Source organism: Catellatospora chokoriensis (assembly GCF_011297315.1).
GTDB classification, from domain to species: domain Bacteria; phylum Actinomycetota; class Actinomycetes; order Mycobacteriales; family Micromonosporaceae; genus Catellatospora; species Catellatospora citrea.
Genome location: NZ_JAAOTI010000007.1, coordinates 231506 through 257245, shown reverse-complemented (window position 1 = coordinate 257245; position 25740 = coordinate 231506). Strand labels below are relative to the sequence as shown.

Here is a 25740-nt window from a genome sequence, read left to right as displayed (position 1 = left end):
CGCCGGGCCGGCGCGGGGCGCCGGCAGGACCACAACGTCGGAACGCGGGCTCCCCGGCCGAATCGGCAGATGATCGGCCGGGGAGGTTGAACGACAAGCTCAGGCGACGCGGCACCGGCCCGTTCGCGGTCAGCCTTCGATCGCCCCGGCCAGCAGGCGGATCGTGGGGAACTCGAACATGGCCCCGGCGCCGAGTCCCACCCCGAAGCGCCGGTTGATCAGATCGATCAGGGCGACCGCGGCCAGCGAGTTGCCGCCCACGTCGAAGAAGTCCTCGTCTGGGCCGATATCGGTAACGCCTAGCGCCGCCGTCCACAGACTTCCTAGAACCTCGACAACCGAGCCGCCGCCCGCCGACTCGTCGGTCTCCGGGACCGGGTTCCGGGTGGCAGGGACGGCCGAGGTCGGCCTCGGCGCCGCCACTGCGGCAGCGGACTCCATCGGTGCCGGGGATGCGGGTGGTGGAGCCTCGGCACCCGCCGGCGCCGGCGCGTAGGCGGGCTCGTCCAGCCAAGGCATGCCTTCGACCTGGAGTCGGGATCCCGCGGGGTCCACCGAGACGACCGGCGGCAGCCCTCCAGCCAGGAGGGTGAGCAGCACCTCGGAGCCGGTTCGCGGGTTGAGCAGACCGGGTGCACGCTCGTCGGGTTCCACAGCGATCGGGTTGGCCGGGCCGGCTGCGGGGGGCGTCGGGGTCGCCCCGGTCCCGAACATCCCGCCTTTGACCTCCCGCAAGGTGAAGCCGGACAGTCGGACCAGCAGCTCGCCTGTGTCGGTGTCGTAGAGATCGAAGTCGGTCGGGCGCGGCTTGGTCCCCTGATCCGTCGTCAGCCGGGCATGAACGGTCACACGCGGCGAGAGCGGCTTCAGGACCGTCACCCTCCGGTACAGGAAGGGAGCGTACGAGCGGCCGCGCTCAATGTCGGTCAGCACGCCGGAGGCGGCGTCGACGACGGCCGGATGGAGCGGGTGCTCCGCCAGCTCCGCGTGGAACTCCTCCCGCAGCGCGAACTCGGCGATCCGCTGGACGCCGTCGCCGTGCGATCGGCTCACCTCCGGCCAGCGGGTTCCGAAGTCGATCCAGCCCGCGAGTCCGTCGTACTCCAGCATCGGCAACTCGGCCCACAATGCGGCCACATCGGTGCCCGTGACTGCTTTCGCGGTCGTGATGGTGCCGGCGGCGTGCTCGGTCCACTCCCCCGAGGCGACCATGCCGCGGCCCTGGATATGGAATCGGAGCGAGCCGGCTATGTCCTCAGCCAGAACCCTGATCTCCGTCGCGCCGACGACCGGCGCGAGGAAGACCACGTCCCGCAGTTCGATCAGGTCGGACTCACCCAGCTTCTGCCGCCCGGCCAGCACGGCGAGTTCCAGCAGCGCCGTGCCGGGCAGTACCGGATTACCCTCGAAGACGTGCTCGTCAAGCTCCCAGGACGAGCCTGGAGCGTATCGCCGCGTCAGCACGGTGCGCGGATCCGTCGCCCCGTCCGGCTCATCGGTTCCGCCCGGGGCTGCCGTCGAGGGGGCGGTTTCGGCCGCCACGCGGGCACCGGTCAGCGCGGCCAACCCGACATTCGAACGGGTGGCCATGCCGACCTCGCTCCAGCCGGGCCACTGCACCGATACGGTGGCCCGCTCCGCCCCGACCTGGTTCCTGGCGTGAGCGTCGAGGAAGGCGTTCGCCGCGGCGTAATCGGCGCTGCCGTAGAGTCCGGCGAGCGCGGCCTGGCTGGAATAGAGGATCAGGAAGTCGAGCTCGGGTCGCTTCGCGAACACCTCTTCCAGCCGGAGCACGCCGAGGGTCTTCGGTGCGAGCACCGCGCGGATGTCGGACGGCGCACGCCGCTCGGCCAGCCCGCCGCCCGGCACCCCGGCCGAGTGGAAGACCCCGTTGACACGCCCGAACCGGGCCTCCAGCCGGTCGACCGCCTCGGTCAGCGAGGCCACCTCGGTCACATCCGCGATGAGCAGCTCGACCTCCGCGCCCGCGGCGGCGAACGCCTCCAACTCGTCGCGCAGACGCTGCCCGTCGGTCGTCGCCGGGTCGGGCAGGCTGCGGCCGAGTAGGCCGAGTCGAGGTCGGAGACCGGTGTCGACCAGAGCGCGGGCAGTCACCAGGCCGATGCCCCGCAGACCACCGGTGATCAGGTGGACGCCGTGCCGGCGCAGCTGTGGCCGGCTGCCAGACGCCACCGCCGGGAGCCGGCGGAGTCTCGGCAGCCAACGGGTGGCACCGCGCAACGCGACCAGGGGATCGCCGAGCACTCTGAGCTCACCGGCCAGCACGTCCTCGGGGGTGTTGTCGGAGACGTCCAGGCAGGCCGCGGTCACGCCCGGCAGCTCACGTGCGACGCTGCGCAGCAGTGCCTGGGCCCCGGCGGCGGCCGGGTTCAGCGGCTCGGATCCGGTGACGTCCACCTGGTGCCGGCCGAGGACCACCAGCGTCGGCGTGTGCCGGTGCCGCCGCTGCCACTCGGCGCAGGCCCGCACCCCGGCGTACAGGCTGTACACCGCACTGTCGAGGTCCTGCTCCAGGGCACTGCTGTCAGCGCCGGGCGCGGCGTCCAGCAGCAGCGCGTGTGCGACCACGTCGGGGCGGGTGCCCGCCTGGTCGAGCCGCTCCAGCAGGCGCCGCCAGGCCGTTGCGTCGTTGGGATCGAACTCGCCCGGGACCGCCACGACCGTGCGGTACCCGGCGCGACCGAACGCCGCTTGAAGCCGGGCCCGGTTGCGCTCCGACGCGACGACCAGTGCGACCCCGAGCGGCAGGCTGACATAGGTCCCCGAGCTGCTGCCGTCGCGATCGCGGATCCATTCGAGGGTGCTCAGCGACCAGGACTGTCCACTGGGCGGAGATAGCTCGGCCCGGGTCGGGGCGACCGCGAGGTCCTCATCGGCGACCGCTCGCGCCGCAGGGGTTGGGGTGGCAGGGGTTGGGGTGGCAGGGCTTCGCGGCTCGTGAGCCGAGGCGCGATCGAGCCAGTAGTGGCGGCGCTGGTACGGGTAGCCCGGCACCGCGGTACGTCGATACTGCCGCTCAGCCGGGTCACGCCAGCCCGCGATGTTCCCGCCCGCCACCCACACCTCGGCGAACAGCTCGTCCAGCAGATGGGTCGTGCCCGCTCCGGGACTCGTGGTCGGCAGGGAACGCGAGTTCGTCGCCCGCATGTCCGGCCGTCCCCGAAGCAGTGCGGCCAGCGTCCGCCCCGGCCCCACCTCGACGACCGTGGACGGTCCGGCAGCGAGCACCGTGCCGACGACGCGGTCGAGCAGGACCGGTTCCACCAGCTGGCGTGCCCAGAACCGCGGCGAGCGGGCTTCTTCGGCGGTGACCGGCTCACCCGTCAGCGCCGAGATCACCGGCACCTCGGGCGTATTCAGTGGAAGGGTGGACAGCAGCTGCTCGAACTCGACTGCGGCGTCGGCCATGGACGCCGAGTGGAATCCGTGGGAGGTCCGCAGCGCCCGGGTCGCGACCTTGCGCCTGCCCAACTCCGCCTCGACCGCGGCCACCGCCTCGACCGGCCCAGACAGCACGGTTTGGCGGGCGCCGTTGACCGCGGCGACGCCGACACCGTCCGTCTGCAGATCAGCCAGCTCCTCGACGGCAGCGGCAACGGCGATCATCCGCCCCCGCGGCATCCGCGCCATCGCCTTCGCCCGGCCCGCCACGGCACGCAGCCCGGACTCGAAGTCGAGCACCCCGGCGACCCCGGCCGCCACCAGTTCGCCGAGGCTGTGGCCGAACAACATCGAAGGCTCGACGCCCCATCGCATCAGACAGTGCGCCAGTGTGTACTCGATCGTGTAGAGCAGCGGTTGCGCCACCTCGGTCTCGGCAAGTTCGGCAGGATTGCCGTTCAGCCACAGTTGTCGCAGATCGGTGCCGAGTAGCGGCTCCAGAACGTCGAAAGAGGCGTCGCATCCCGCGCGGAAAGTCCGCTCGTCGCGGTAGAGGTCGGCCAGTGCACCCGGCTGTTGCGCGCCCTGCCCCGGGAATCCGAAAACAAGCTGCCGGTGTACGCCGTCGGACTGCACGATCCGGCCGGGGTCGCGCAGCGCCCCCGCTGCGTCAGCGGCGTCGACGGCCACCACTGCGCCTCGCACCCTGCGTGCCGTGCGGCCGATCCGCAGGGTGTTGGCCGCGTCGCCGAATCGCCGTGGGGCAGGTTCGGCCTGGTCGCCGTGCACGTCCCCGAAGCCGGCGAAGTGATCGGCGAGCCGCTCACGCAGCGCGTCGGCGGCGGTCTCGTCGGCGGCCGACCAGATCACCAGTTCCCGCACCGGCGGCTCGGCAGTGCAAGCCGGCTCGGTGGGTGCGGGCGCCTCCTCTAGTACGGCATGGGCGTTGGTGCCGCCGACGCCGAAGGAGCTGACCGACGCGCGTCGGGGCTGGCCGTCGGGCACCGTCCACGGCCTGGTCCGGGTGGCCACCGAGAACGGCGAGGTCGACCAGTCGACGGCCGGGTTGGGGGTGGTGAAGTTGATGCTGGCCGGGATCGTCCGGTGGTGCAGCGCCAGGGTTGCCTTGATCAGACCGGCGATTCCCGCGGCCTGTCCCAGGTGGCCGATGTTCGACTTCACCGAACCGATCGCGCACGAGCCCGGCGTCAGGTCGCCGCCGGCCACCGTCCGGAAGGCGTCGGTGAGACCGGTCAGTTCGATCGGGTCGCCCACCGGGGTCGCTGTGCCGTGTGCCTCGACCAGGGTGATCGTGCGCGGATCGACGTCGGCGGCGCGCAGCGCGGCCTGGATGCACTCGCTCTGCCCGGCCACGCTCGGGGCCGAGAAACCTGCTTTGCGATCGCCGTCGTTGTTCACCGCGGTGCCGCGGATCACGGAGTACACGGTGTCACCGTCGGCCAGCGCGGCGGCCAGCGGTTTGAGCACCACAGCACCAGCCCCGTTGCCGAAGTTGGTGCCGGTGGCGTGTTCGTCGAAAGGTCGGGGAGTCCCGTCGTCCGCGGTGATCCCGCCAGGCAGGAACTGGTAGCCGCGGTGGAACGGGAACTCGATGTCGACACCGCCCGCCACCGCGATGTCACTGTCCCCGTTGCTCAGCGCGGCACAGGCCAGATGCACCGCGACGAGCGACGACGAGCACGCGGTCAGCACCGTCATCGCCGGACCGCGCAGACCGAGCTTGTAGGAGATGAATGTGGACAGGTAGTCCGGAGCGTTGGCGATGTCCACCGCGAGCAGACCCACCGTCCGGATCAGGTCCGGGTGCTGCTCGACGTAGTCGTATCGGTACCGGTTCACGTTCGAACCGGCGTAGACGCCGATGCCGCCCTCGTAGCGGGTGGGGTCATAGCCTGCGTGGTCCAGCGCGGCGTGCACGACCTCGAGCATCAACCGGTACTGCGGATCCCGGATCTCGGCCTCGCGAGGTGTCATCCCGAAACAGCGCGCATCGAAGGCGCCGGCGTCTTCGAGCAGGGGGCGGCGGCGTACATAGAGGGGATTGTTCAGATTGCCGGGATCCTCGCCCCACTCCAGCAACTCGTCATCGCTGATGGTGGTCAGGCTCTGCTGTCGATCGGCGATGTTCTGCCAGAAGCGGTCGATGCCGTCGGCACCGGGAAACCTCCCGGCCATTCCGATGATCGCGACAGGTTGGCTATTGGCCACAAGCCCGCACCCCTTCGTTAGGAACGGGCCTTCCGGCACCCCTGCCCAGGCCCGGTTTCGTCAACCATGATGCGGCTGGGGAAGGTTGCGGACACGTCCCCCAAACCTGCGACAGGTCACTGATCGGCCGCGCTGACTATCGTCCCGACACGAGAACAACTGTGCATACGGGAGGGCGTTCATGCGCGTCGACGCCACCACGGAGTCGGCCCGGATCAAACTTGATCAGGGTTGGCAGCTGTGGACGGTGGCCGCGCTGCGGTCGGCCGGGTTGCCGTTCGGCCGGCTCGACGCCCTGGTCGCCCGGGCCGAGGATCTGGCGCCCGGCCCGGAGCGTGAGATGACACTGCGGGACGCGATCCGACGCGGTATCGAGGCCATCGTGTCCCAGGAGGACTTCCGCCTGGCATTGACCTGGCAGAACCCCGACGCTATGGCCAACTGGGTGGCCGGCTACGCCGCTTCGATCCTCGCCGGATCACCGGTCCAGCTTGATCGGATGGATCGGCGTGGCGCGCTGATCGCGCGCTACGCACAGCGGTACTGCGCGAAGAACGACACCATCGGCTTCTTCGGCCCGGTCGCCTGGGCCGAGCTCGGTGGTCCCGAAACCGTGATCCGCGGCAGCGGCGCGCTGACCCGCGCCAGCGTGGGACTGGAAGTCTGGGCGTTGCAGGCGGTGGCACGGGCGTGGAACAGCGACCCGGCCCTGACCCATGTTCTCCCGGTGCGCCCGGACCCGGCGGTCAGCCTGACCCGCGACGGCGTGAGACGTCCGTTACGGCACCTGATGACGCTGAGCGACCAGGCGCGCGAATTGCTCGACCGGTTGACCCGAGCGGGGGCCGACATCCCCGTTGGCCGGCTCTGCGGGGAGCAGGACAGAACGACCCTCGACGAGCTGCGGCGCACGGGCGTGCTGCAGGTCGGGTTCCGGGTCCCGATCGATGGGCACCCGCAGCGCCATCTCGGTGCCCAGCTCACGGAGATCGCCGATCCGGTGGTACGGGAGCGACTGACGGCACTGCTGGCAGACATCGAAAAGGCACAGGCGGGCGTTCAGGAAGCCGCCACCGCGGATGAGCTGAGGGCCGCGTTCGACGCCGTGGAACGCAGCCTCACGGCCGCCGCAGGGCATCCGGTGCGCCCGGTCCCGGGTCTGACACCCGGCGGGCGCACACCTCTTTACCTCGACTGCCGACGCGATCTCGACGCAGCGATCGGCGCACCGGAACTCGACGCGCTGGCCGTGCCGATGTCGGTGCTGCTCGACGCTGCGCGCTGGCTCTGCGCCGAGGTCGGCCAGGTCGCGCACGACGAACTCGCACGCGTATATCGAGCGCTGAGGCCCGTCCGCGATGAGGTCACGCTGGCCGAGTTGCAGTTCGCGGCTGCCCACGTGTTCAGCCCTTCCTGCGAACTCTACGCGCCCGTGACCGTTGACTTCCGCCTCCGCTGGGCGGAGGTCCTCCCCCAGGGGACCGAGGACGCGTCGATGCCGGCGGACCGTGCCCGGCAAATCGCGGACATCGTGTTCCAGGCGCAAGGGCGGCTGTGGGCGGCGGCCCGTACGCACAGTCCTGATGTCATGCTCCGCCGCACCGCCGACGGCGACCTCCGGTGGGTGCTGGGAGAACTGCACGTCGCGCTGAACACCCTGGAGAGCCGGGTCTTCGCGGCTCAGGCCGACGATATGGACGCGCTGGTCGCCGCGGTCGCCGCCGACAGTGCGGTCGGCCGGGTGGTCCCGGTCTACCCCGCTTCCGCGCCCGAGGTCAGCTCTCGTACCTATCCGCCGTTGGCGCTCGATCCACCAGGCGCGTATCGCTACTGGTCCTACGGATCCGACGATGGACACCCGTGCGGGGTGGTCAGCACGCCGGCCACCGACCTCGTGGTCACCGAGCACGCCGGGGAACTTCTGGCGACCACCCGGCGGGACGGCTGGCAGGCTCCGGTCCTCGAGTGCTTCGGAGAGTTCCTGACTGCGGTGGTGGTGAACATGTACCGGATCCGGGAACCGCGTCGGTGCGCACCCCGGATCGACATCGGAGACCTGACCGTCTGCCGCCGCCAATGGCGCTTCCGTGCCGAGGAGTTCGGGACGCTGCCGACCAGCTCCCGCGAGATCGGACAGGAGACACTCCGGCGGTGGGCTGAAGCACAGGGGCTGCCCCGCCACGTCTTCGTCAAGACCGCAGCCGGGGCCAAGCCGTTCTACGTCGACTTCGCGGCGCCTGTGCTGGTCGACAATCTGGCGCGGTCGATCCGCCGGCTGACTGCCGAGGCCCCCGTCGACATGGTCGAGATGCTGCCGGCCCCCGACGAGCTCTGGCTGAGCGATCCGTCAGGCACCCGTTACACCTCGGAGCTGAGGCTGGTCGCGGTCGACCCGCAGCCGCATCCGTCCGCGTCGTGGAAAGTCGGGGAGGCACCGGATGCCGGGCTCTGCTGACGACGGGCTGCTCATCGGCAGCCTGTTCGCCGATGCCGCCGCGCGCCATCCGGAGCGGGTCGCGGTGGTGGCCGGTGCCCGGTCACTGTCGTATGCGGAACTGGACGCCGCAGCCCGCCGGCTCGCCGCGGTACTACGGCGAGCAGGTGCCGGTCCCGACGTTCCGGTCGCGGTGCTCTTCGACCGGGAGCGCGTCGAGTCCGTGGTTGCCGCGGTCGCGGTGTGGCTGGCCGGCGCCTGCTACATGCCGCTCGACCCGGCGGTTCCGCTCGCCCGCAACCGGCGGATGGTGGCGTCTGCCGAACCGGTGGCGCTGATCGGCGTCGCCGAAGCGGTCGGCCCGTACGCCGACCTCGCCGCGACCGTCGCGGTGAGCGGGGGAAGACCACCGGACGCGGCTGACGGGGCCATCGCCGATGCGCTCGCCCCGCCAGCCCCGACATCGCAGTGCCCGGCACCAGACGATCTGACGCCGGATCACCTCGCCTACCTCGTCCATACCTCAGGCTCGACCGGCGAGCCCAAGGCTGTCGCCGTCAGCCACAGCGCACTCGCCACGATCTACCGGGCGTGGGCCGACTGCTACGACCTGGTCGCCGCTCCCCGCGTGTGCCTCCAGGCCGCCGGACCCGGCTTCGACGTCCATGTGGCGGACCTGGTCCGGGCGCTGCTGTCCGGCGGCAGGCTGGTGTTGTGTCCGACGCAGACCCTGCTCGATCCACCTGCGCTGGCGGCACTGATCACCGCCGAGCAGGTCGACATGATCGAGTTGACCCCGGCGGTTCTGCGCCTGTTCGTCGAAGGGCTCGACCGCTCGCTCCCCTCGCTGCGGCTGGTGATCTCCGGTGGGGAGCGCTGGTCCGTCGACGCCTACCGGGCGCTTCGTCGGGCGGTCGGCGAACAGGTCCGGGTGGTGAACTCCTACGGTGTCGCCGAGGCGGCGATCGACAGCACCTGGTGCGAGGTGACCGAACATGCGCTGGCCGCGTCGGGCGGCTCGGTGCCGATCGGCCGCCCCTTCCCCGGTGTCGAGGTGCTGGTGGTCGACGAGGCCGGCCGCGTGGTCGGCGAGGACGGAACCGGCGAGCTCTGGCTCGCAGGACCGACGCTGGCCCGCGGCTACCATCGGAAACCCGAGCTGACCGCTGAGCGGTTTCAGGAGGTGTTCGGACGTCGGTGGTACCGCACCGGTGACACGGTACGTCGGGTCGACGGGCTGCTGATCCACCTCGGCCGAGGCGACGACGAGGTCAAGGTCCGTGGTGTACGCGGCAGTCTGAGTGGGGTCGAGGCGGTGCTCACGTCCCACCCCGCGGTGTCCGGTGTGGCCGTGCTGCGTGAGGAACGTGAGGGCGATGCGGCTCTGGTCGCCCACGTCGTGGCCGATCCGGCAGCTCTGGACGGGCTGCGCCGGCACGCGGCGGACATCCTGCCGCCGGCGCTCGTCCCGACACTCATCGCGCACCGGCGCCTGCCGCTGACCGCGTCGGGCAAGGTGGACCGGGCGGCCCTGGAGACCGTCGTTCGCGCCGAACCGGTGATCATCGCCCGGGACGGGGCAGAGCAGTTGCTCGTCGACCTCTGGGCCCGCCACCTCGGTCGTGGCCCCCGAGACCGCCAGGAGAGCCTGTTCGAGGCCGGCGGCAGCTCACTCACCGCAGCGAAGTTGGCCGCCTCGCTCCGCGAGGCGACCGGCGCCGCGATCTCCACCGCCACCGTGCTCGCGGCTCCGACCGTCGCCGGCCTGGCCCGCGAGCTCGCGGAGGCCTCCGCCGCCGCCGCTCCGCCGCGAGCGGACACCGCCGACGTCGCTCCGCTGTCACCCGACCAGCGCCGGCTGTGGCTTCTACACCGGCTGCGCCCGGACGACCCCGCCTACCACGTGCCCACAGTGCTGCGCATCGAGGGACCGCTGCGACTCGACATCCTGCGTTCGGCCCTGGACCGATTGGTGGAGCGGCACGACGCCTTCCGGACCGCCTTCGCGGACACCCCGCAGGGACCGCTGGGCCGGGTGCTGCCGCCTGCGGGCTTGCCGTGCGAGCTGTTCGAGGAGCCTGACGAGGACACGCTCGCCGCATTCGTGTCGCGCCCGTTCGACCTGAGGCGTGGTGACGTCGTGCGGGCGGCCGTCCTTCGCCGGGGACCCGAACACGTGGAACTCGTCCTGGTCGCACATCACGCGGTGTACGACGGCTGGTCGGAGCGCGTGGTGCTGGAAGAGCTCGGCGTCATCCACGACGCACTGCTGGCCGGGCGCGAGCCCGAGCTGCCCGCGCTGCCGTTGCGCCGGCTCGACGTGAGTCGCTGGCAGGCCGGGAGGCTGGAGGGCCACCTCGCCCGGACCCTGCGAGATTACTGGCGGCAGAGCCTTGCGGGCGCGCCGGTCTCGCTCGCGTTGCCCACCCACCGGCCCGGGACCGGGACCGGCCGGGCAGGACAGGTGCGTGCTTCGCTCACCGAGCAGCAGACGCGTGCCATCGCCGCGACGGCTGCCGCCGCAGGCACCACCGTCAACGTGGTGATGCTGGCGGCGTTCGCCGTGCTGCTCGGACGCTGGTCCGGACAGTCGGATCTGGTGGTCGGGGTGCCTTACGGCGACCGGGACCTCCAGCTGACCCATGGAATGGTCGGCTTCGAGGTCGCCACCCTGCCCATCCGGCTGGCCTTCGACCCCGAGGAGGGGTTCGACGCCCTGCTGGACTGCGTCCGGCGGGCGTTGACGGACGCGATCTTTCACAGCGACCTCCCGTTCGACCAGATCGCCGACGAGGCACGCCGTTCGGTGGGCGGCGCGGCACCGTTGTTCCGGGTCTGGTTCAACTGGCTCGGCGAGCCACCGCAGGCGCCGAAGTTGGCGGACATGGAGGTCTCGGTGGTCGACCCGCCGGTGCCCGGCGCGCTGTTCGACCTGGGGGCGTATGTGACCCTGACGGGCCCCGAGACACGAGTCGACCTGGTCTACGACGCGGACCTGTTCGACCAGCCGACGATCGCGGCGTTCGGCGAGCAGTACGTCGCGCTGCTGACGGGGCTTTGCAAGGATCCGGCGCGACCGCCGGCCGAGCAGCACCTTGCGGAGGAGGTGGTGCCGCCCGCCGACCTGCGCGGCAGGGCACCGGACCTGTTGATGCGTCTCGCGCAGGTCGCCGCCGAATCCGCCGATCGGGAGGCGGTCCGTGGGGCGGGCCGGATCCTGGACTACCGCACGCTGTACGCGCGAGCTGCCGAGGTTTCCCGGACCGTCGACCCCGCAAGCGTGGTGGGTGTCCTCGCCGACCGCACCACCGACCTGGTCCCGACACTGCTCGGCATCATCGGCGCAGGCGCGGCGTTCACCGTGCTGGACGCCGGCCATCCGCCGGCTCGGCTGGCCGCCCAACTGGACGCTGCCGGCGCCCGGATGGCGCTGTCAGCCGGTCCCCCGGTGCCGCGCGAGCTGGCGACCGGCTCGGTGCGCTGGTTGGAACTACCGTGGAAGGTGGCATCCCCGGGGACCGGCGGAGCCGAACTCGCGCCGACGTGGCCGGACGCAGCGGTCCTGCCCGACGCGCTCGCCTACGTCGCGTTCACCTCCGGCACGACCTGCGCACCGCGCGCGGTGGCCGGCGGCCTGAGGCCCGTCGCCCAATTCCTCAGCTGGTACACCGCCCGCCATGACATCGGTCCGGGCGACCGGACGGCGATGCTCTCCGGCCTGGCTCACGACCCTCTGCTGCGTGAGGTGTTCGTGCCGCTGTGGAGCGGGGCAACGCTCTGCGTGCCGCCAGGTGAGCTGGTGCGGTCACCGCGCGAGCTGAAGGGCTGGCTCGCGGCCGAGGAGATCACCGTGCTGCACGCGACCCCGGCACTGTGCCGGCTCCTCGCCCTGGCACGCAACGCTCCGCCCCTGCTCCGCGTCCGCCTGGTCTGCTGCTCCGGCGACACGCTGACCGCCGGCGACGTCGATGCGGTACGGGCCTGGGCACCGAACGCGGTCGTCGTGCACGGCTACGGCACCACCGAGACACCACAATTGGTCAGTGCCCGGGTGCTCGACCCGGCATCGCCGGTCGGCGATCCGATCCCGATCGACTCCGCAGTGCCCGGAGCGGAGGTCCTGGTACTCGACCGGCGTGGCCGGCGGACCGGCGTGGGCGAACTCGGCGACGTCGTCGTCCGCGGCCCCTACCTCGCGCTCGGGGTGTTGGGTGAACCGTCGGCCTTCAGCGCCGACCCGGTGGTGGGACACCGCCGATTCGCCACTGGGGACCTCGGGCGCCAGACCCTGGACGGCCGGATCGCGCTCGCCGGCCGCCGGGACGAGCAAGCGAAGGTTCACGGCGTGCGGGTCGAGCCCGCCGAGATCGACCGCTGGTTGCGGCTGCTGCCCGATGCGGCCGACGCCGCCTGCGCGATCCGCGCGGACAGCGGCGGTGAGCCGCGGGTGCTTGCGTATCTGGTGCCGCTGCCGGGACACCCTGCCCCACCCCTGGAGGCGGTCCGGGCCCGGCTACGGGTCCAGCTGCCGGCACCCATGCTCCCCGTGCTGGTGGTTGCGGTGGAGAGCATCCCGCTCACTGCCAACGGCAAGGTGGACCGCGCCGCACTACCCGAACCTGCACCGCCCCGGCTGCGTCCGGCACGGCCGCAGGGCGACCTGGAGTGCCTGGTCGCGGACCTCTGGCGGGCCGAGCTCCGAGTCGAGGAGGTCAGCGTGGACCGCAACTTCTTCGATCTGGGCGCCAGCTCGCTGCAGATCGCCCGGGTGCATCAGCAACTCGAAGAGGCGCTGACGCGGCATATCCCGATCACGGCGCTGTTCGGACACGCCACCGTCCGCACGCTCGCCGCGCATCTGGACGGATCTCCCCCGCCTTCCGACACCGCCAGACGCGCTGCACCGTCCGTCAGCTCGACAGACCTCCGCCTCCGCCGCCTCGCCGCGCGCGGATCAGCGTCAGCCAAGGAGAAGAACAGATGAAGCCGAACCTTGATGAGCATGTCGCGGTCATCGGGCTGGCCAGCCGATTCCCCGGCGCCCGGGACACCGCCGAGTTCTGGAGCAACCTCTGCAAGGGCCGAGACGCGGTGACATTTCCTGGGGATGCGCAACTGCTCGCCGAGGGCGTTCCGGCTAATCTGCTTGCCGACCCCTCGTATGTCAAGGCGTACGCCGAGACGCCCGATCTGGAGCTGTTCGACGCCGGATTCTTCGGCTTCACTCCACGTGACGCGGCGGTGCTCGACCCGCAGATCCGGATGTTCCTGGAGACCGCTCACGACGCCGTGGAGAACGCCGGCTACGACATGCACCGGATCGCCGAGGGCGTCGGGGTGTTCGGCGCCACCGGAGTCAACACCTACCTGGACGTGCACGTCCGTTCCGGCTCCGGCTACCAGATGCTGACCAGCAGCAGCATGGGCGTCAGCACCCTGAGCTACCCCGACTTCCTGGCCACCCACGTGGCCTACCGGTTCGGGCTGCGCGGCCCGGCGCTCACCGTCTCCACGGCCTGCTCCAGCTCCGCCGTCGCCACCCACCTGGCCTGCCAAGCGCTGCGCACCGGGGAGTGCGACTACGCGATCGCGGGCGGTTCCGAAGCCGAGATCCCCGCACATCGGGGCTATCAGTGGGACCCGGGCGGCCCGCTGTCGGTCGACGGCCGGTGCCGCCCCTTCGACAAGGACGCCAGCGGCACGATCTTCAGCACCGGGGCCGGTGCCGTCCTCCTCAAACGCTTGGGTGACGCGCTGGCCGACGGCGACCACATCTACGCGGTGATCCGGTCCTCGGCGGTCAACAACGACGGCGCGACCAAGGCCGGATTCTCCGCACCCAGCGTCGTAGGCCAGGTGGCAGCAATGCGCCAGGCCCTGGAACTGGCCGGTGTGGAGGCCCCCGAGATCGACTTCATCGAGGCCCATGGGACCGGCACCACGCTCGGCGATCCGATCGAGGTCGCCGCACTGGCCGAGGCGTACGGCTCGGCCGCCGGCGACGCCATCGCTCTCTCGTCGGTCAAGGGCAACATCGGCCACCTCGGCCACGCCGCCGGGATCTCGGGGCTGATCAAGGTCGCGCTCTGCCTGGACAACCAGCAGCGGGTGCCCACCGCGAACTTCACCGAGCCCAACCCGCGCCTGCGGCTGGGCGAGACGCCATTCCGGATCGAGACCAACGCCGTCACGTGGCCCAGGAACCCGGACCGACCGCGGATCGCGGCCCTCAATTCCCTGGGCTTCGGCGGCACCAACGCGCACCTGATCCTGGAAGAGGCCCCCGTCCCGGCCACCCCGCCGGTGGATCATCCGAAACGCCCGCAAGTCCTGCTGTGGTCGGCCAAGGATCCGCAGGCCGTGCGCGATTTCGAGGTCAGGCTCGCGGAACACCTGCGCGGTCCCGGCGTCGGGCCGCTGGCCGACATGGCCGCAACGCTCCAGGACGGCCGGACCGAGCACCCGGTCCGCGGCGCAGTCGTGGGAACGGACGCCGACGGCTGCGCAGACGCCCTGGAGAGCGGCCGGGTCCGTCGGCCGTCGCCCAGGGCGAGCGACCGGGCCGGGCACGCGGCCGCCGCACCCGACGTCGTCTTCGCCTTTCCCGGGCAGGCCGCCCAACACCAGCGGATGGCCGCCGGACTCTACGGCGTCAGCGAGGTCTTCACCCAGGTCCTCGACGACATATTCGCGCGATTCGAGCAGGTCACCGGGTCTGCGTCGATCCGTGAGGCGTGGACCTCCGCGGATGACGAGCGGCTGGCCGACACCTCGATCGCCCAGCCCTTGCTGTTCGCCGTCGAGTACGCCCTCGCCGAGCTGTGGCGGTCGTGGGGCGTCAAGCCCGCAGCAGTCGTCGGGCACAGCCTCGGGGAAATCACGGCAGCGGCCGTCGCCGGCGTGTTCACGCTCGACGACGCGGTCCGCCTGGTCCTGTCCCGCGCAGACGCGATGGCGGCGATGCCGGCCGGCGCGATGGCCGCCGTCGCAGCCTCACCCGAACAGATCCAACCGCTGCTCGCCGAGGGTGTGGCCGTCTCGGCGGTGAACGGGCCACGGCAGACCACGATCGGCGGGCCGGCCGACCCGCTGCGCGAAACGCTCGACAGGCTGCGGGAAGCGGGCCTCACCGCCCGGGAGATCGCCACCTCGCACGCGTTCCACACCGAATCGATGCGTCCGGCCGTCGCGGCCTTCGCCGCCGCCTTCGAGGGTGTGGCGCTGCGCGAGCCGGTCATCCCGATGGTCTCCGCCGCGACCGGCGAGGAGGTGGGCGCGGAGGCGCTCGACCCGGACTTCTGGGCACGACAGATCGTCGAACCGGTCCGCTTCGACCGTGCGCTTCAGCGACTGCTCGAGGGACCCGACCGGCTCGTCCTGGAGGTAGGTCCGGCGCAGACCCTGACCGGGTTGGTACGCCAGCACGGCTCCGGCGCCGATGCCGTGTCCACGCTGCCCCGGCCCGGACAGAACGCAGAAGACCTGAGCGCGGCGCTGTCCGCGGCAGCGGCCCTGTGGACCGCAGGGCAGAGCATCGACTGGGCAGCCGTGCGGGATCACCGCCCGTTCCAGCGGCTCGCGCTGCCCGGGTACCAGTACCAGCGTTCACGGTGTTGGATCGACCCGGCACCGGCGCAGAGCCCGCTCGAGACCGCCGCGCCCTCGTCCGCGCCGGCCGCTGTGGAGCTCTCCGCGGCCGCACCCGTGCCGTTCTCCGTGCTGACCTGGAGCGAGCGGAACCCCCTCGGGCTGCCGGAGCAGGCCGAGGACCGCGGCGTCGCGCTGGCCCTGCTGCCGTCGAACGAGGAGGACGGCCTGCTGGCCGTCCTGGCGCTGCAGCAGGCCGGCTACCGGCCCGTCGTCGCCCGGCCCGCCACCGGCTACCAGGAGGTCGACGGCGAGTTTCGGCTACGCCCCGACAGCGAGGAGGACCTGGATCGCCTGCTGACAGAGCTTGCCCGGCGCGATACCGCGCCGCAGCTGCTCGTCCACGCGCTGGCCATATCGCCATGGCCGCGGCCCGACCTCGCCGAGGCCGATCGGCAGCTGGCCGAGACCTTCCACAGCATGGCCGCGATGGCTCGTTCCGGTGCGCGCCACGCCACGTCAGCCGGGCTGCTGGTCCTGGCCAGCCGCAGCGCCGATCTGACCGGTGCCGAGGCACTCGACCCGGTCAAGGCCACCCTGCACGGTGCGGTGCGCAGCCTCGCCCTGGAGGCACCAGAACTCGCCTACCGATTGATCGACATCGCACTGCCGCTCCACGAGCAGGACCTCGCTGCCGAGATCGCCGGCCAGTCGGCACAGCTCGCCAGTCCTGCCGACGCAGTAACCGACGTGGTGGTGGCCCTGCGGGGGGGCCGTCGTTGGGTCCGTGAGGAGCGGCCGTTGCAGCCCGGGTCCGGTGGCGGCGCTGTGGTGCGCCGGGGCGGCGTGTACGTGCTGGTGGGCGGCTTCGGTGGGCTGGGCCTGGCCGTTGCTCGCGCCATCGCCGGGACCGGGATGCGTCCACACCTCGTGCTGACCGGACGCACGCTGCCGTCGGACGAGGAACTGGCCGCCGAGACGGCTGCGTTGCGCCGTCTGGGGGCGACCTTGCAGGCCGAGGTCTGCGATGTCGGCGACCTGAGGGCGATGCGCCGCCTGTTCGACACCGTACGGGCCAGGCACGGTGCGGTCACCGGGGTCGTCCATCTCGCCGGGGTGGCCGGGAACGGCATGCTGATGGGCCGCCTGCGCGAGGACGCCGAAGCCGTACTGCGGCCGAAGGTGCAGGGCACGTTGGTGCTCGCCGAGGTCCTGCGGGTCCATCCACCGCTGGACTTTCTGGCCTACTTCTCCAGCCGGGCGGCGCTCGGAGGGCTGATCGGCAGCGCCGACTACGCGGCCGCGAACTGCTTCCTCGACGCCCATGCCCGGCTACTCAGCCGGGACGGTGTCGCAGCGGTCAGCCTCAACTGGCCCGGTTGGAGTGAGGTCGGCATGGCGGCACGGGGAGAGCGGCCGGCCGGCACCCGTCAGTGGCAGGTACTTCTGGACGCGGCCGCGGATCCGATGCTCGACGAGCACCGCTTCGGCGGCAAGCCGGTGATGCCAGGCACCGGGCACCTCGACGCCGTGGTGCGGGCCTTCCGCGAGACGGTCGGACCGGCAGGCGCACCGGTTCGCCTGACGGACGTCATCTTCCAGCAGGCCCTGGTGGTCGAACGCCCACGTCGGTTCGAGGTGCTCTTCGAGCCTGACGGAGCCGCGGCCTGGCGGTTCACCGTCTCGTCCGGCGAGCCTGACGGTGCCGACCCGAAGCGGCACGCCACCGGTGGCATCGAGTTGCTCGACGCCACCGAACGGCCGATGCCCGAGCCCGGGCTCGCCGCACTGCGCGAGCGGTTGACAACGCCGATGCACGTCGACCCACCGACCCAGACCAAGGACGCGCTCTTCGCCTTCGGTCCGCGCTGGGACACCATCTCGGGGGTGACGGTCGGCGCCCGCGGTCACCTGGAGAAGCTGATCGAGCTCGAGCTCCCGGAGGCGTTCCGGGGCGAACTGCCGCGCTACGCGCTGCACCCGACCCTGCTCGACAACGCCACCGCGGAGGCGCGGACCAGCGGCCACGACGACGCTCACCTCCCGTTCGGATACGGCGTCTTCGAGATCTACGAGGACATTCCAGCCGTGTGCACCAGCCACATGGTGCGGCGCGACGGGGCGCCCGGGCTGATCGTGGCCGACATCGACATCTACGGCGCCGACGGCCGGCTGGTCGGTCGGATCGGCAAGTACAGCATGCGGCGGATCGAGGACGACGGGTTCCTGGCCGGCGCGCCCACTGCTCCGAACCGGTCGGCCGCCGAGGGGATCGATCCGCGCACCGGCGCCCGGATGTTCCTCTCGATCCTGAGCGGCCGTCACCCGGACCACGTGGCGGTGCGCCCGTTCCTCGACGGCACCCCGGTGCCGTTGCCGCGGTACGCCGCAGTCCCCGGCCACGGCGGCCCAGCGGTGGATGTTTCGGTGCGGCCCGCGGCTCCAGCGGTGATCCCACGGTCGCCCGCAGCACCGGCCGGGACTTCGGCTGCCGAGCGGCCGACGGAGTCGGTCCTGGACCGGCTCATCGAGCTGTGGAGCCGGCTGCTGGGTCGCGAGGTGGCACCCGGCGACGACTTCTTCGAGCTGGGCGGCACCTCGCTGACCGCGGTCGAGCTGATGGCGGGGATCCGGGAGGAGTTCGGGGTCCGGATCGGGATCGTGACGATGTTCGACCACCCGACCGTGGAGGCTTTCGCCGAGGTGCTGATCAGTCAGGGAGCGAGCTGACGTGTCTGAATCACTCGACCAGTTCACCGAGGAGCCCGTCAGCGACCGGGAGCGGGCGCTGTGGATGCTGCACCGGCTGGCGAAGGGCCGAGGCCTCTGCAACGTCGGCTTCGGCCTGCGTGTCGACGGCCCGCTGCGATGGTGGCCGCTCCAGGAGGCGCTCGACCAACTGGTCCGCCGCCACCAGGGACTGCGCGTCACTTTCGTGGGGGACGGCGTTCGCCTGCACCGCAGGTGCGCCCCGGCCGACGGGGCGCACCTGCGGCTGGAGACGGCCACCTGCACGGAGGACGGACTCGACGAGCTGGTGACCGAGTTCGTCGGCACACCGCTTGACGTGGCCGCGGGTCCGCTGATCCGGGTCAAGCTGGTCGCCCTGCCCACAGGCAGCGTGATCTGCTTCGTCGCCCATCACTTGGTGGCCGACTGGACGACCGCGCTGAGCGTGCTGCGGGAGGTCTCCCGGTTGTACGACGCGTTCGCTGCCGGTCGCGAACTGCCCCCGGATCTACGCGGTGCGGCCCACGAAGCCCGGTCTGCGGCACCGGCCGAGGAGGACCTGCACTATTGGGCAGAACACCTCGCCGGGGTCGACGCCTCGCGGATGTCGCTGGCCGGAGCCCGGCCGTTGCCGAGTCCGCCAACGCTTGCCGGGGACCGGGTCGATCGCGACCTGGCCCCCGTGGCGGACGCTGTGGCCCGGCTGCGGGTCCGCACCCGCTCCAGTGACAACATCGTGCTGCTGGCCGCCTACTGTGCGCTGCTGGCCAGGCACGGTGCCGGCCCGGACCTGGTGGTCGGTGTCCCCGTGAGCGCCCGCCGCTCCGACACCGCGGACGCGTTCGGGTACCACGTCAGTACCCTTCCGCTGCGGGTGCGGGTCGAATTGGAGCGTGGATTCGACGACCTGGTCGCGCAGGTGCGGTCGGCGTTCCTCAACGGCCTCGAGCACAGTGCGGCATCCTTCGAGTCCGTCCAGCCTCACCTCGGTCTCGGCAGCGGGGACTGGCGAACGCCGCTCTTCCGGCATGCGTTCAACTTCCGCCCGCTGACGCCCTCGGACGAGCAACCGAGCATGGGGGGCTTGCCGGCACGGCAGATCGACGCCGGGCATGGCTTGAGCCGACTGGACTTCGACATGATCGTCTTCGCCGGGCCTCAGTCACTCCAACTCACTGCCGTGTTCAGTACCGAAGCGCATGACCGCTCGGAGGTCGAGGCCCTGGTCGACCGGTTTGCCCGGCTGTTGGCCGCGCTGGACGCCGATCCTGCAGCCTCGCTCGGCGCCGTCGATCTGGCGACCGACGCCGACCGGCGGGCGGTGGCGGCGCTGAACGGCGCCGTCGGCCCCCCGGTGGACGGCGCCGTGCCGACCGTCCCGGAACTGATCTTCGAGCAGGGACGGCGAAGCCCTGACGCGATCGCGGTGGGCGACTGGACTTACCGTCAGCTGCTGGAGCGTGCGGCCGCAATCGCCGCCACGCTCGGCAAGCACGGTGTCGGCCCCGGCAACGTGGTCGCAATCCACCTGGATCGCGGACCGGAACTGGCGGCCGCGGCATTGGGCGTCTGGACGATTGGCGCGGGATATCTTCCGCTTGACCCTGCGCACCCCGTGGCCAGGGGCACACACCAGCTGAACGACGGCGGTGTACGGGTGCTGATCTCGCAACAACCGCTTCCGGAGCAGTGGGCGGCCGGCCGGATCGTGTTGGCTCCCGAGGGCACCGCCCGGCCGGTCGCCCCGGTGACGGGACCGCTTGCATACCTGATCTACACCTCGGGCTCGACCGGCGCCCCAAAGGGGGTCGAGGTCGGGCACGCGGGGCTGGCCAATGTCGTGCGCCATTTCGCCGATCTGCTGGATGCCGGACCGGAGGACCGCTTCCTCTGGCTGACGACCGCATCCTTCGACATCTCCGCGCTGGAAATCTTCCTGCCGCTCAGCGTCGGGGCGAGAGCCGTTGCCGTCAGCGACCGGGTGCGGCTGTCGGCGCGCGAGCTCGCCGCGGTGTTCGAGGCCGAGCAGGTCACGATCGCCCAGGCGACCCCGACCACGTGGCGCTTTCTCGCTCCCGAGCTGGGCGACCGGCTGCGGGGCGTGCGGGTGCTGTGCGGGGGCGAGGCGCTGACCCTGGCGCTGGCTGAGCGGCTGCTGGATGCCGGTTGCAGGCTCTTCAACGTCTACGGCCCGACCGAGACGACCATCTGGTCGACATCCGCCGAGCTGCGCCAGCCCCTGCCCGACCAGATTCCGATCGGGCGGCCGATCGCGAACACGACTGTGTCGGTGCGGGACGCCGCGCACCGCCCCCTGCCGCCCGGGGTTCCGGGAGAGCTGTGCCTCGGAGGCACCGGGCTGGCCATCGGCTACCGGGGCGACGGCGCTCGGACCGCGGAGCGCTTCCGCACGGACGATTCGCAGGGGCGCTACTACCGCACGGGTGACGAGGTGGCGCTCACCGCCGACGGAGAGCTCCGCTACCTGGGCCGTCTGGATCGCCAGTTGAAGATCCGCGGTCAGCGGATCGAGCCGGCCGAGGTCGAGTCGGTCTTCGAGAGCCACCCCGAGGTGGCCGCAGCGGCCGCCTTCGCGCAGACCGACGCCGCCGGAGAGATGGCGCTGACCATCGCAGTCCGGCCTGCGGCGAGCCTCGCCGAGCACGATACCGAGCAGACACTGGCCGCGCGGTTGGCCGAGCACGCCCGCCGGTTCCTGTCTTCCGGGGCCGTGCCGAGCCGGGTACTAGTCGTCGAGTCGTTTCCACTAACCGGCAACGAGAAGATCGACTATGGGGCGCTCGCCGCGGCCTCGGCCTCGGCCGATCCCGGTTCGGCGCGGATGGCGTCCGCGTCGCCGGAGGACCCCGTCGTGCGTACGGTCGTCGAAATCTGGCGCGAGGTCCTCGGAGACCGGCGGGTGGGACCAGGCTCCCAGTTCTTCCTGAGCGGCGGGCACTCGCTGGCCGCGGTCCGGGTGGCCGAACGACTCTCGGCGGTCTTCGGGACCGAGATCGGCTTCGACACCGTCTTCGTGGCCCCGACCCCGGTTCTGCTGGCCGCGCACATCGCCGACATGAGGGACTCACGATGATCGACAACCGGGACTGGTATGTCCCGCTGGCAGCGGACGGCGGCCGCCGGATCTTCGGATTTCCGCACGCCGGCGCCGGCTGCGCGCAGCTGTCACCGCTGGCAGATCTGCTGGCTGGGCGTGGGATCACGCTCTGGTCGGCCAACCTGCCCGGACGGCAGGCACGGCTGGCCGAGCCGCCACGAGCGGAGCTGGACGCACTGGTGGAGGAACTCACCGACGCCCTGGTGGAGCGGATCGCGGATCAGCCCTACGACCTGTTCGGTTACTGCGGCGGCGCGGTGCTGGCCTTCGAGGTCGCCCGACGGCTGCGCACGCAGTCGGTGCGCCTGCCCGACCGGATGTTCGTGGTCTCCTTCGAGGCGCCTGACATCGCCTGGCGGCCGCGGCGGCTGCCTTACCTGCCGTCCGACGTGCTCTGGGAGTACCTGTCCGAGCGGGGAGGTGTCTCCGGCGAGCTGGCCGCCGACCGGACGGTGCGACAGCTGGTAGAACCTGCCGTCCGGGCCGACTTCACCTGGCTGGGCGAGTACCGGTGCGAACCCGGCACACCGCTGCCGGTGCGGATCGTGGTCTTCCACGGGCTGCGGGACGAGGACACCCTGCACGGCGCGCTGCTCGGCTGGCGCCGGCACAGCACCGAACGGGTCCTCCTGTTCGGCATTGACGGCGGCCACTGGCTGCTGGAGGACTCGTTGGCCGAACTCGCCGACCTGACGGCGAGGGAAATCTCAGGCCCGACAGCTGACCCACTTCCCGCCGTGGCACCGGACGCCACGGCACTGAACGCCGCCGGAGGCATCGATGACTGACTCGTCCCCAGCCGCCGGAACCGCCTTCACCACGGTCGACGCCGGATCGCAGGCGCTGTGGATGCTCCAGCAGCTGGTTCCCGACATCGGCGTGTCCAACGCGGCGGTGGCCATCGAGATGGCCGAGCAAGTCCGCTGGTGGCCACTCCAGGAGGCGCTCAACTGTCTGGTGCGGCGCCACCCTGCGCTGTCCGCCGAGTTCATGCTGCACGAGGGTGCGGTCGGTCGCCGCCGCTCGGCACGCCCGGTGCTCGAACTCGACATGGTCGGCAGCGATCCTGACCGGATCGAGGCGGATCTCACCGAATACGCCGCCCGGCCGTTCCGGCTGGACCGGGCGCCACTGGTCCGGGTGGGCCTTTTCACGGTCTCCGCGCAGCGGTCGGTGATCTGCCTGGCCGCCCATCACATCGTGGTGGACGCGGCCAGCCTAGGCATGCTGGTGGCCGAAATCGGGATGGCCTACCGGGCAATCGCCGAGACCGGAGCACCACCGGAGCTGCCCGATCCGGTGGAAGTGCCCGAGGCGAATCACACCGGTGCGTTGGAGTACTGGCGGGCGCGCACCGAGGGATTCGACCCCAGTTCAATGCGTTTGGACGGTGCGCGCGAGCCGGCGGACACCCCCACCTTCGACGGACGGATGGTCGAGCGGCAGCTGTCGCCGGAGGCCGTCGCGGCCCTGGCCGAGCTTCGGCGCCGCTGCAAGGCCACCGATGCGCTCGTCCTGCTTTCCTGCTACCACCTGCTGCTACGGCGGCTCGGCGCAGCCGAGGACCAGGTGGTGGGAGTGATGGCGGACACCCGGGGCGGCCGCGCGGCCGATGCGGTCGGCTACCACGTCGCCACAGTGCCGCTGCGTGTGCGCGTCGAAGACGGCATCGGTTTCGACCAGCTGGTCGCTCGGGTGACCAAGGCGATGGTCGCCGGGTTCGAACACGGCCGCGCTCCGTTCGAGGCGGTGGCTGCGGCTGGTCCGGCCGACTCGGGCGACCAGGCTTGGTGGAGGTCCCGGCTGGTCCGCCAGCTGTTCAACTTCCGCCCCGAGCACCCCACCACTCAACCGGCCGGTGACGGCTCGCTCTTCCGCGAGGTGGCGACCGGTCTGAGTCGATTCGACCTGGAACTGACGGCACAACCGGTCGGCTCGCAGGTCACGGTGAAGCTGGTGGTCAGCACCGAGGTCTACAGCATGGAGTTCGCGGAGGCCTTCCTGGAGCGCCTGGACACGGTGATCTGCACCGCGATCGCCGATCCGGGCCGGGCGGTGGGCGACTTCGACGTCCGTTCCCGGACGGACCGGCAGGTGGTCGCCCAGGTCAACGAGACGATGGCTGCCTGGCCGGGACCCGACACCATGCCAGGCCTCTTCGCCGCAGCGGCCGACCGGCGGCCGGACGCCGTCGCCGTGGTCGACGGCCGACGGGCCGGTTCCGGATCCCGTTCGGTCAGCTACGCGGAGCTGGCCCGACGGGCCGGCGCCTACCGTACGGCCGTCGTGGCCGCAGGTGGCGGACCGGGGTCGGTTGTCGCGCTGGCAGGACCGCGCGGTGGGGATACCGCCGCCGCGGTCCTGGGGGTCTGGGCTGCGGGCGCAGCCTATCTCCCCCTCGATCCCGGTTACCCTGTCGAGCGCCTGGCTCACCAGCTGGACGACGCCGATTGCCGGCTGGTCATCGGCGCAGAGCACCTGCCACCCGAGTGCCGTGCGGGCCGCACCCACGTAGTTGCCGCCGCCACCACCTCCGCCGAGGGCCTCGGCGACGCGGTCGCGGGCCCCGACGACTGCGCCTACCTCATCTACACCTCCGGCTCCACCGGCGTGCCCAAGGGCGTCCGCCTGTCCCACCGCAACCTCGCCAATGTCGTACGGCACTTCGCACGCGACCTCGAACTTGATCACAACGCCAGCACGCTGTGGCTCACCACGTTCGCCTTCGACATCTCGGCACTCGAACTGTGCCTGCCCCTCGCTGTCGGCGGCAGGGTGGTCGTGGCTCCCGACCAGGCGCGCGGCGAACCCGAGCAGCTGATCGAGCTGATCGAACGGGAACAGGTCTCAGTCGTCCAGGCGACCCCGACCACCTGGCGGCTGGTCGCCGAGGCATTGGCCGGCAAGCTGGTCGGCCGTGTCGCGTTGTGCGGTGGTGAGCCGCTGCCGGACGCGCTGGCCGAGCGGTTGTTGCGGACCGGCGCCGATGTGCACAACGTGTACGGCCCGACCGAGACGACCATCTGGTCGACAACCGCCCGCGTCCGGCCTGGGGAACCCGTGGTTGTGGGCCGACCGCTCGCGAACACCCAGGTTCACGTGCTCGACGGGGCCGGTCGGCCGCTCCCGGTCGGGTGCACCGGCGAACTGTGCATCAGCGGTGACGGCGTCGCATTGGGCTACCACGAACGCCCCGAGCTCACCGCAGAACGGTTCCGCGAAGACGCCGAGCTCGGCCGCTACTACCGCACCGGCGACCTGGCACGGATCCGGCCCGACGGGGTGATCGAGCTGGCCGGACGCGCCGATCGGCAGGTGAAATTGCGGGGTCACCGGATCGAGCTGCCCGGGATCGAGGCGGTGCTGGAGGCCCACCCCGAGGTGGCGGCTGCTGCTGTCATCCTCAAGGGCGATCCCAGCGGTGACGGGTATCTCGCCGCGTTCGTGGTCGCCGCCGAACGGGCCGGGCTGGTGACCGACATCTGGGAATACGCCCGACAGCACATGCCCGGCTACTGCGTACCTGCCCGCATCGCGGTACTTGACCGGCTGCCGACCACGGCCAACGGCAAGGTGAACGTCAACGCGTTGGCGGACATGGGGCTGGATGAGGTCGGCGGAGTCGAGAAACCGGATCCCGCCGTGGAGGCCGATGACGTCGAAGCGCTGCTGGTCCGGCTGTGGGCGCGGACCCTGGGCCGGACGGGCATCGGTGCGCACTCGAACTTCTTCCTCTCTGGTGGCCAGTCGCTGCTGGCGGTGCAGCTGGCCGAGTCCGCCGGCGCACAGTGCGGTGTCCCTGTCACGATGGCGATGATCTTCCGCGCACCGACGCCGGCAGCGCTGGGCGAGCTCATCCGGCAGGCGGGCGGTTCGGCGTCGCCGCGAGTGACCGACGACGCGGCCGAGCTGGTCGCCGCCGCGGTCAGGGCAATGCTGGGTTTCGACATCGCGGAGGGTGCCAGCTTCTTCGAGGCCGGGCTGACCTCGAAGATGGCCGTCGCGATGCACCTGCGCCTGAGTGCCGACCTGGGCCTGGAGTTCCCGGTGACCGACATGTTCAAGTACCCGACCTCAGGCGCGCTGGCAGCACGTATCGCGGCGCTCCGCTCGGGGGCCCCGGCCGCCGCGCAGTCGCCAGACCCGAGCGCCGCCACGCCGCCGGCACCGACGGCCGGCTGGAGCGCCGAGTCACGCAGAGATCTTCGTGCACGTATCCGAGAGCGAAAGGGGTGACGGC

The 25740-nt window shown here is 71.4% G+C and carries 7 protein-coding genes; 6 read left to right on the top strand and 1 reads right to left on the bottom strand.

The genetic code is table 11. The features are described from left to right. Positions 1-129: 129 nt before the first annotated feature. The gene (locus HAV39_RS13370; RefSeq protein ID WP_275413907.1) at positions 130-5631 is read right to left on the bottom strand and encodes an SDR family NAD(P)-dependent oxidoreductase; all 5502 of its coding nucleotides are present in this window, start codon (positions 5629-5631) and stop codon (positions 130-132) included. Between the two features lie 181 nt (positions 5632-5812). On the opposite strand from HAV39_RS13370, the gene HAV39_RS13365 reads away from it, so the two are divergent. Genes HAV39_RS13365 through HAV39_RS13340 form a run of 6 tightly spaced genes read left to right on the top strand, consistent with a single transcriptional unit; the run spans position 5813 to position 25736 of the window. Next, a complete protein-coding gene (locus HAV39_RS13365; RefSeq protein WP_191839514.1) occupies positions 5813-8086 on the top strand; it encodes a lantibiotic dehydratase in 2274 nt (757 codons plus the stop codon). Beyond that, entirely contained in the window at positions 8070-13049 is a 4980-nt protein-coding gene (locus tag HAV39_RS13360) for a non-ribosomal peptide synthetase (RefSeq protein WP_191839513.1), read from the top strand. The genes HAV39_RS13365 and HAV39_RS13360 overlap by 17 nt, the downstream gene beginning before the upstream one ends. Continuing rightward, the gene (locus HAV39_RS13355) at positions 13046-18382 is read left to right on the top strand and encodes a type I polyketide synthase (RefSeq protein WP_191839512.1); all 5337 of its coding nucleotides are present in this window, start codon (positions 13046-13048) and stop codon (positions 18380-18382) included. The genes HAV39_RS13360 and HAV39_RS13355 overlap by 4 nt, the downstream gene beginning before the upstream one ends. Before the next feature lies 1 nt (position 18383). Further along, complete coding sequence (locus HAV39_RS13350; protein ID WP_191839511.1) at positions 18384-21476, top strand: non-ribosomal peptide synthetase; 3093 nt, start codon at positions 18384-18386, stop codon at positions 21474-21476. Continuing rightward, the gene (locus tag HAV39_RS13345) at positions 21473-22288 is read left to right on the top strand and encodes a thioesterase II family protein (protein ID WP_191839510.1); all 816 of its coding nucleotides are present in this window, start codon (positions 21473-21475) and stop codon (positions 22286-22288) included. Before HAV39_RS13350 ends, HAV39_RS13345 begins: the two co-directional genes overlap by 4 nt. Further along, on the top strand, positions 22281-25736 hold the full coding sequence (locus tag HAV39_RS13340; RefSeq protein ID WP_191839509.1) for a non-ribosomal peptide synthetase: 3456 nt from the start codon (positions 22281-22283) through the stop codon (positions 25734-25736). Before HAV39_RS13345 ends, HAV39_RS13340 begins: the two co-directional genes overlap by 8 nt. Positions 25737-25740: the final 4 nt, after the last annotated feature.

What these genes read in the sequence shown, in the direction of transcription:
- HAV39_RS13365 (WP_191839514.1), top strand. Translation starts at nt 5,813, where the DNA reads ATGCGCGTCGACGCCACCACGGAGTCGGCCCGGATCAAACTTGATCAG.
- HAV39_RS13360 (WP_191839513.1), top strand. Translation starts at nt 8,070, where the DNA reads ATGCCGGGCTCTGCTGACGACGGGCTGCTCATCGGCAGCCTGTTCGCC.
- HAV39_RS13355 (WP_191839512.1), top strand. Translation starts at nt 13,046, where the DNA reads ATGAAGCCGAACCTTGATGAGCATGTCGCGGTCATCGGGCTGGCCAGC.
- HAV39_RS13345 (WP_191839510.1), top strand. Translation starts at nt 21,473, where the DNA reads ATGATCGACAACCGGGACTGGTATGTCCCGCTGGCAGCGGACGGCGGC.
- HAV39_RS13340 (WP_191839509.1), top strand. Translation starts at nt 22,281, where the DNA reads ATGACTGACTCGTCCCCAGCCGCCGGAACCGCCTTCACCACGGTCGAC.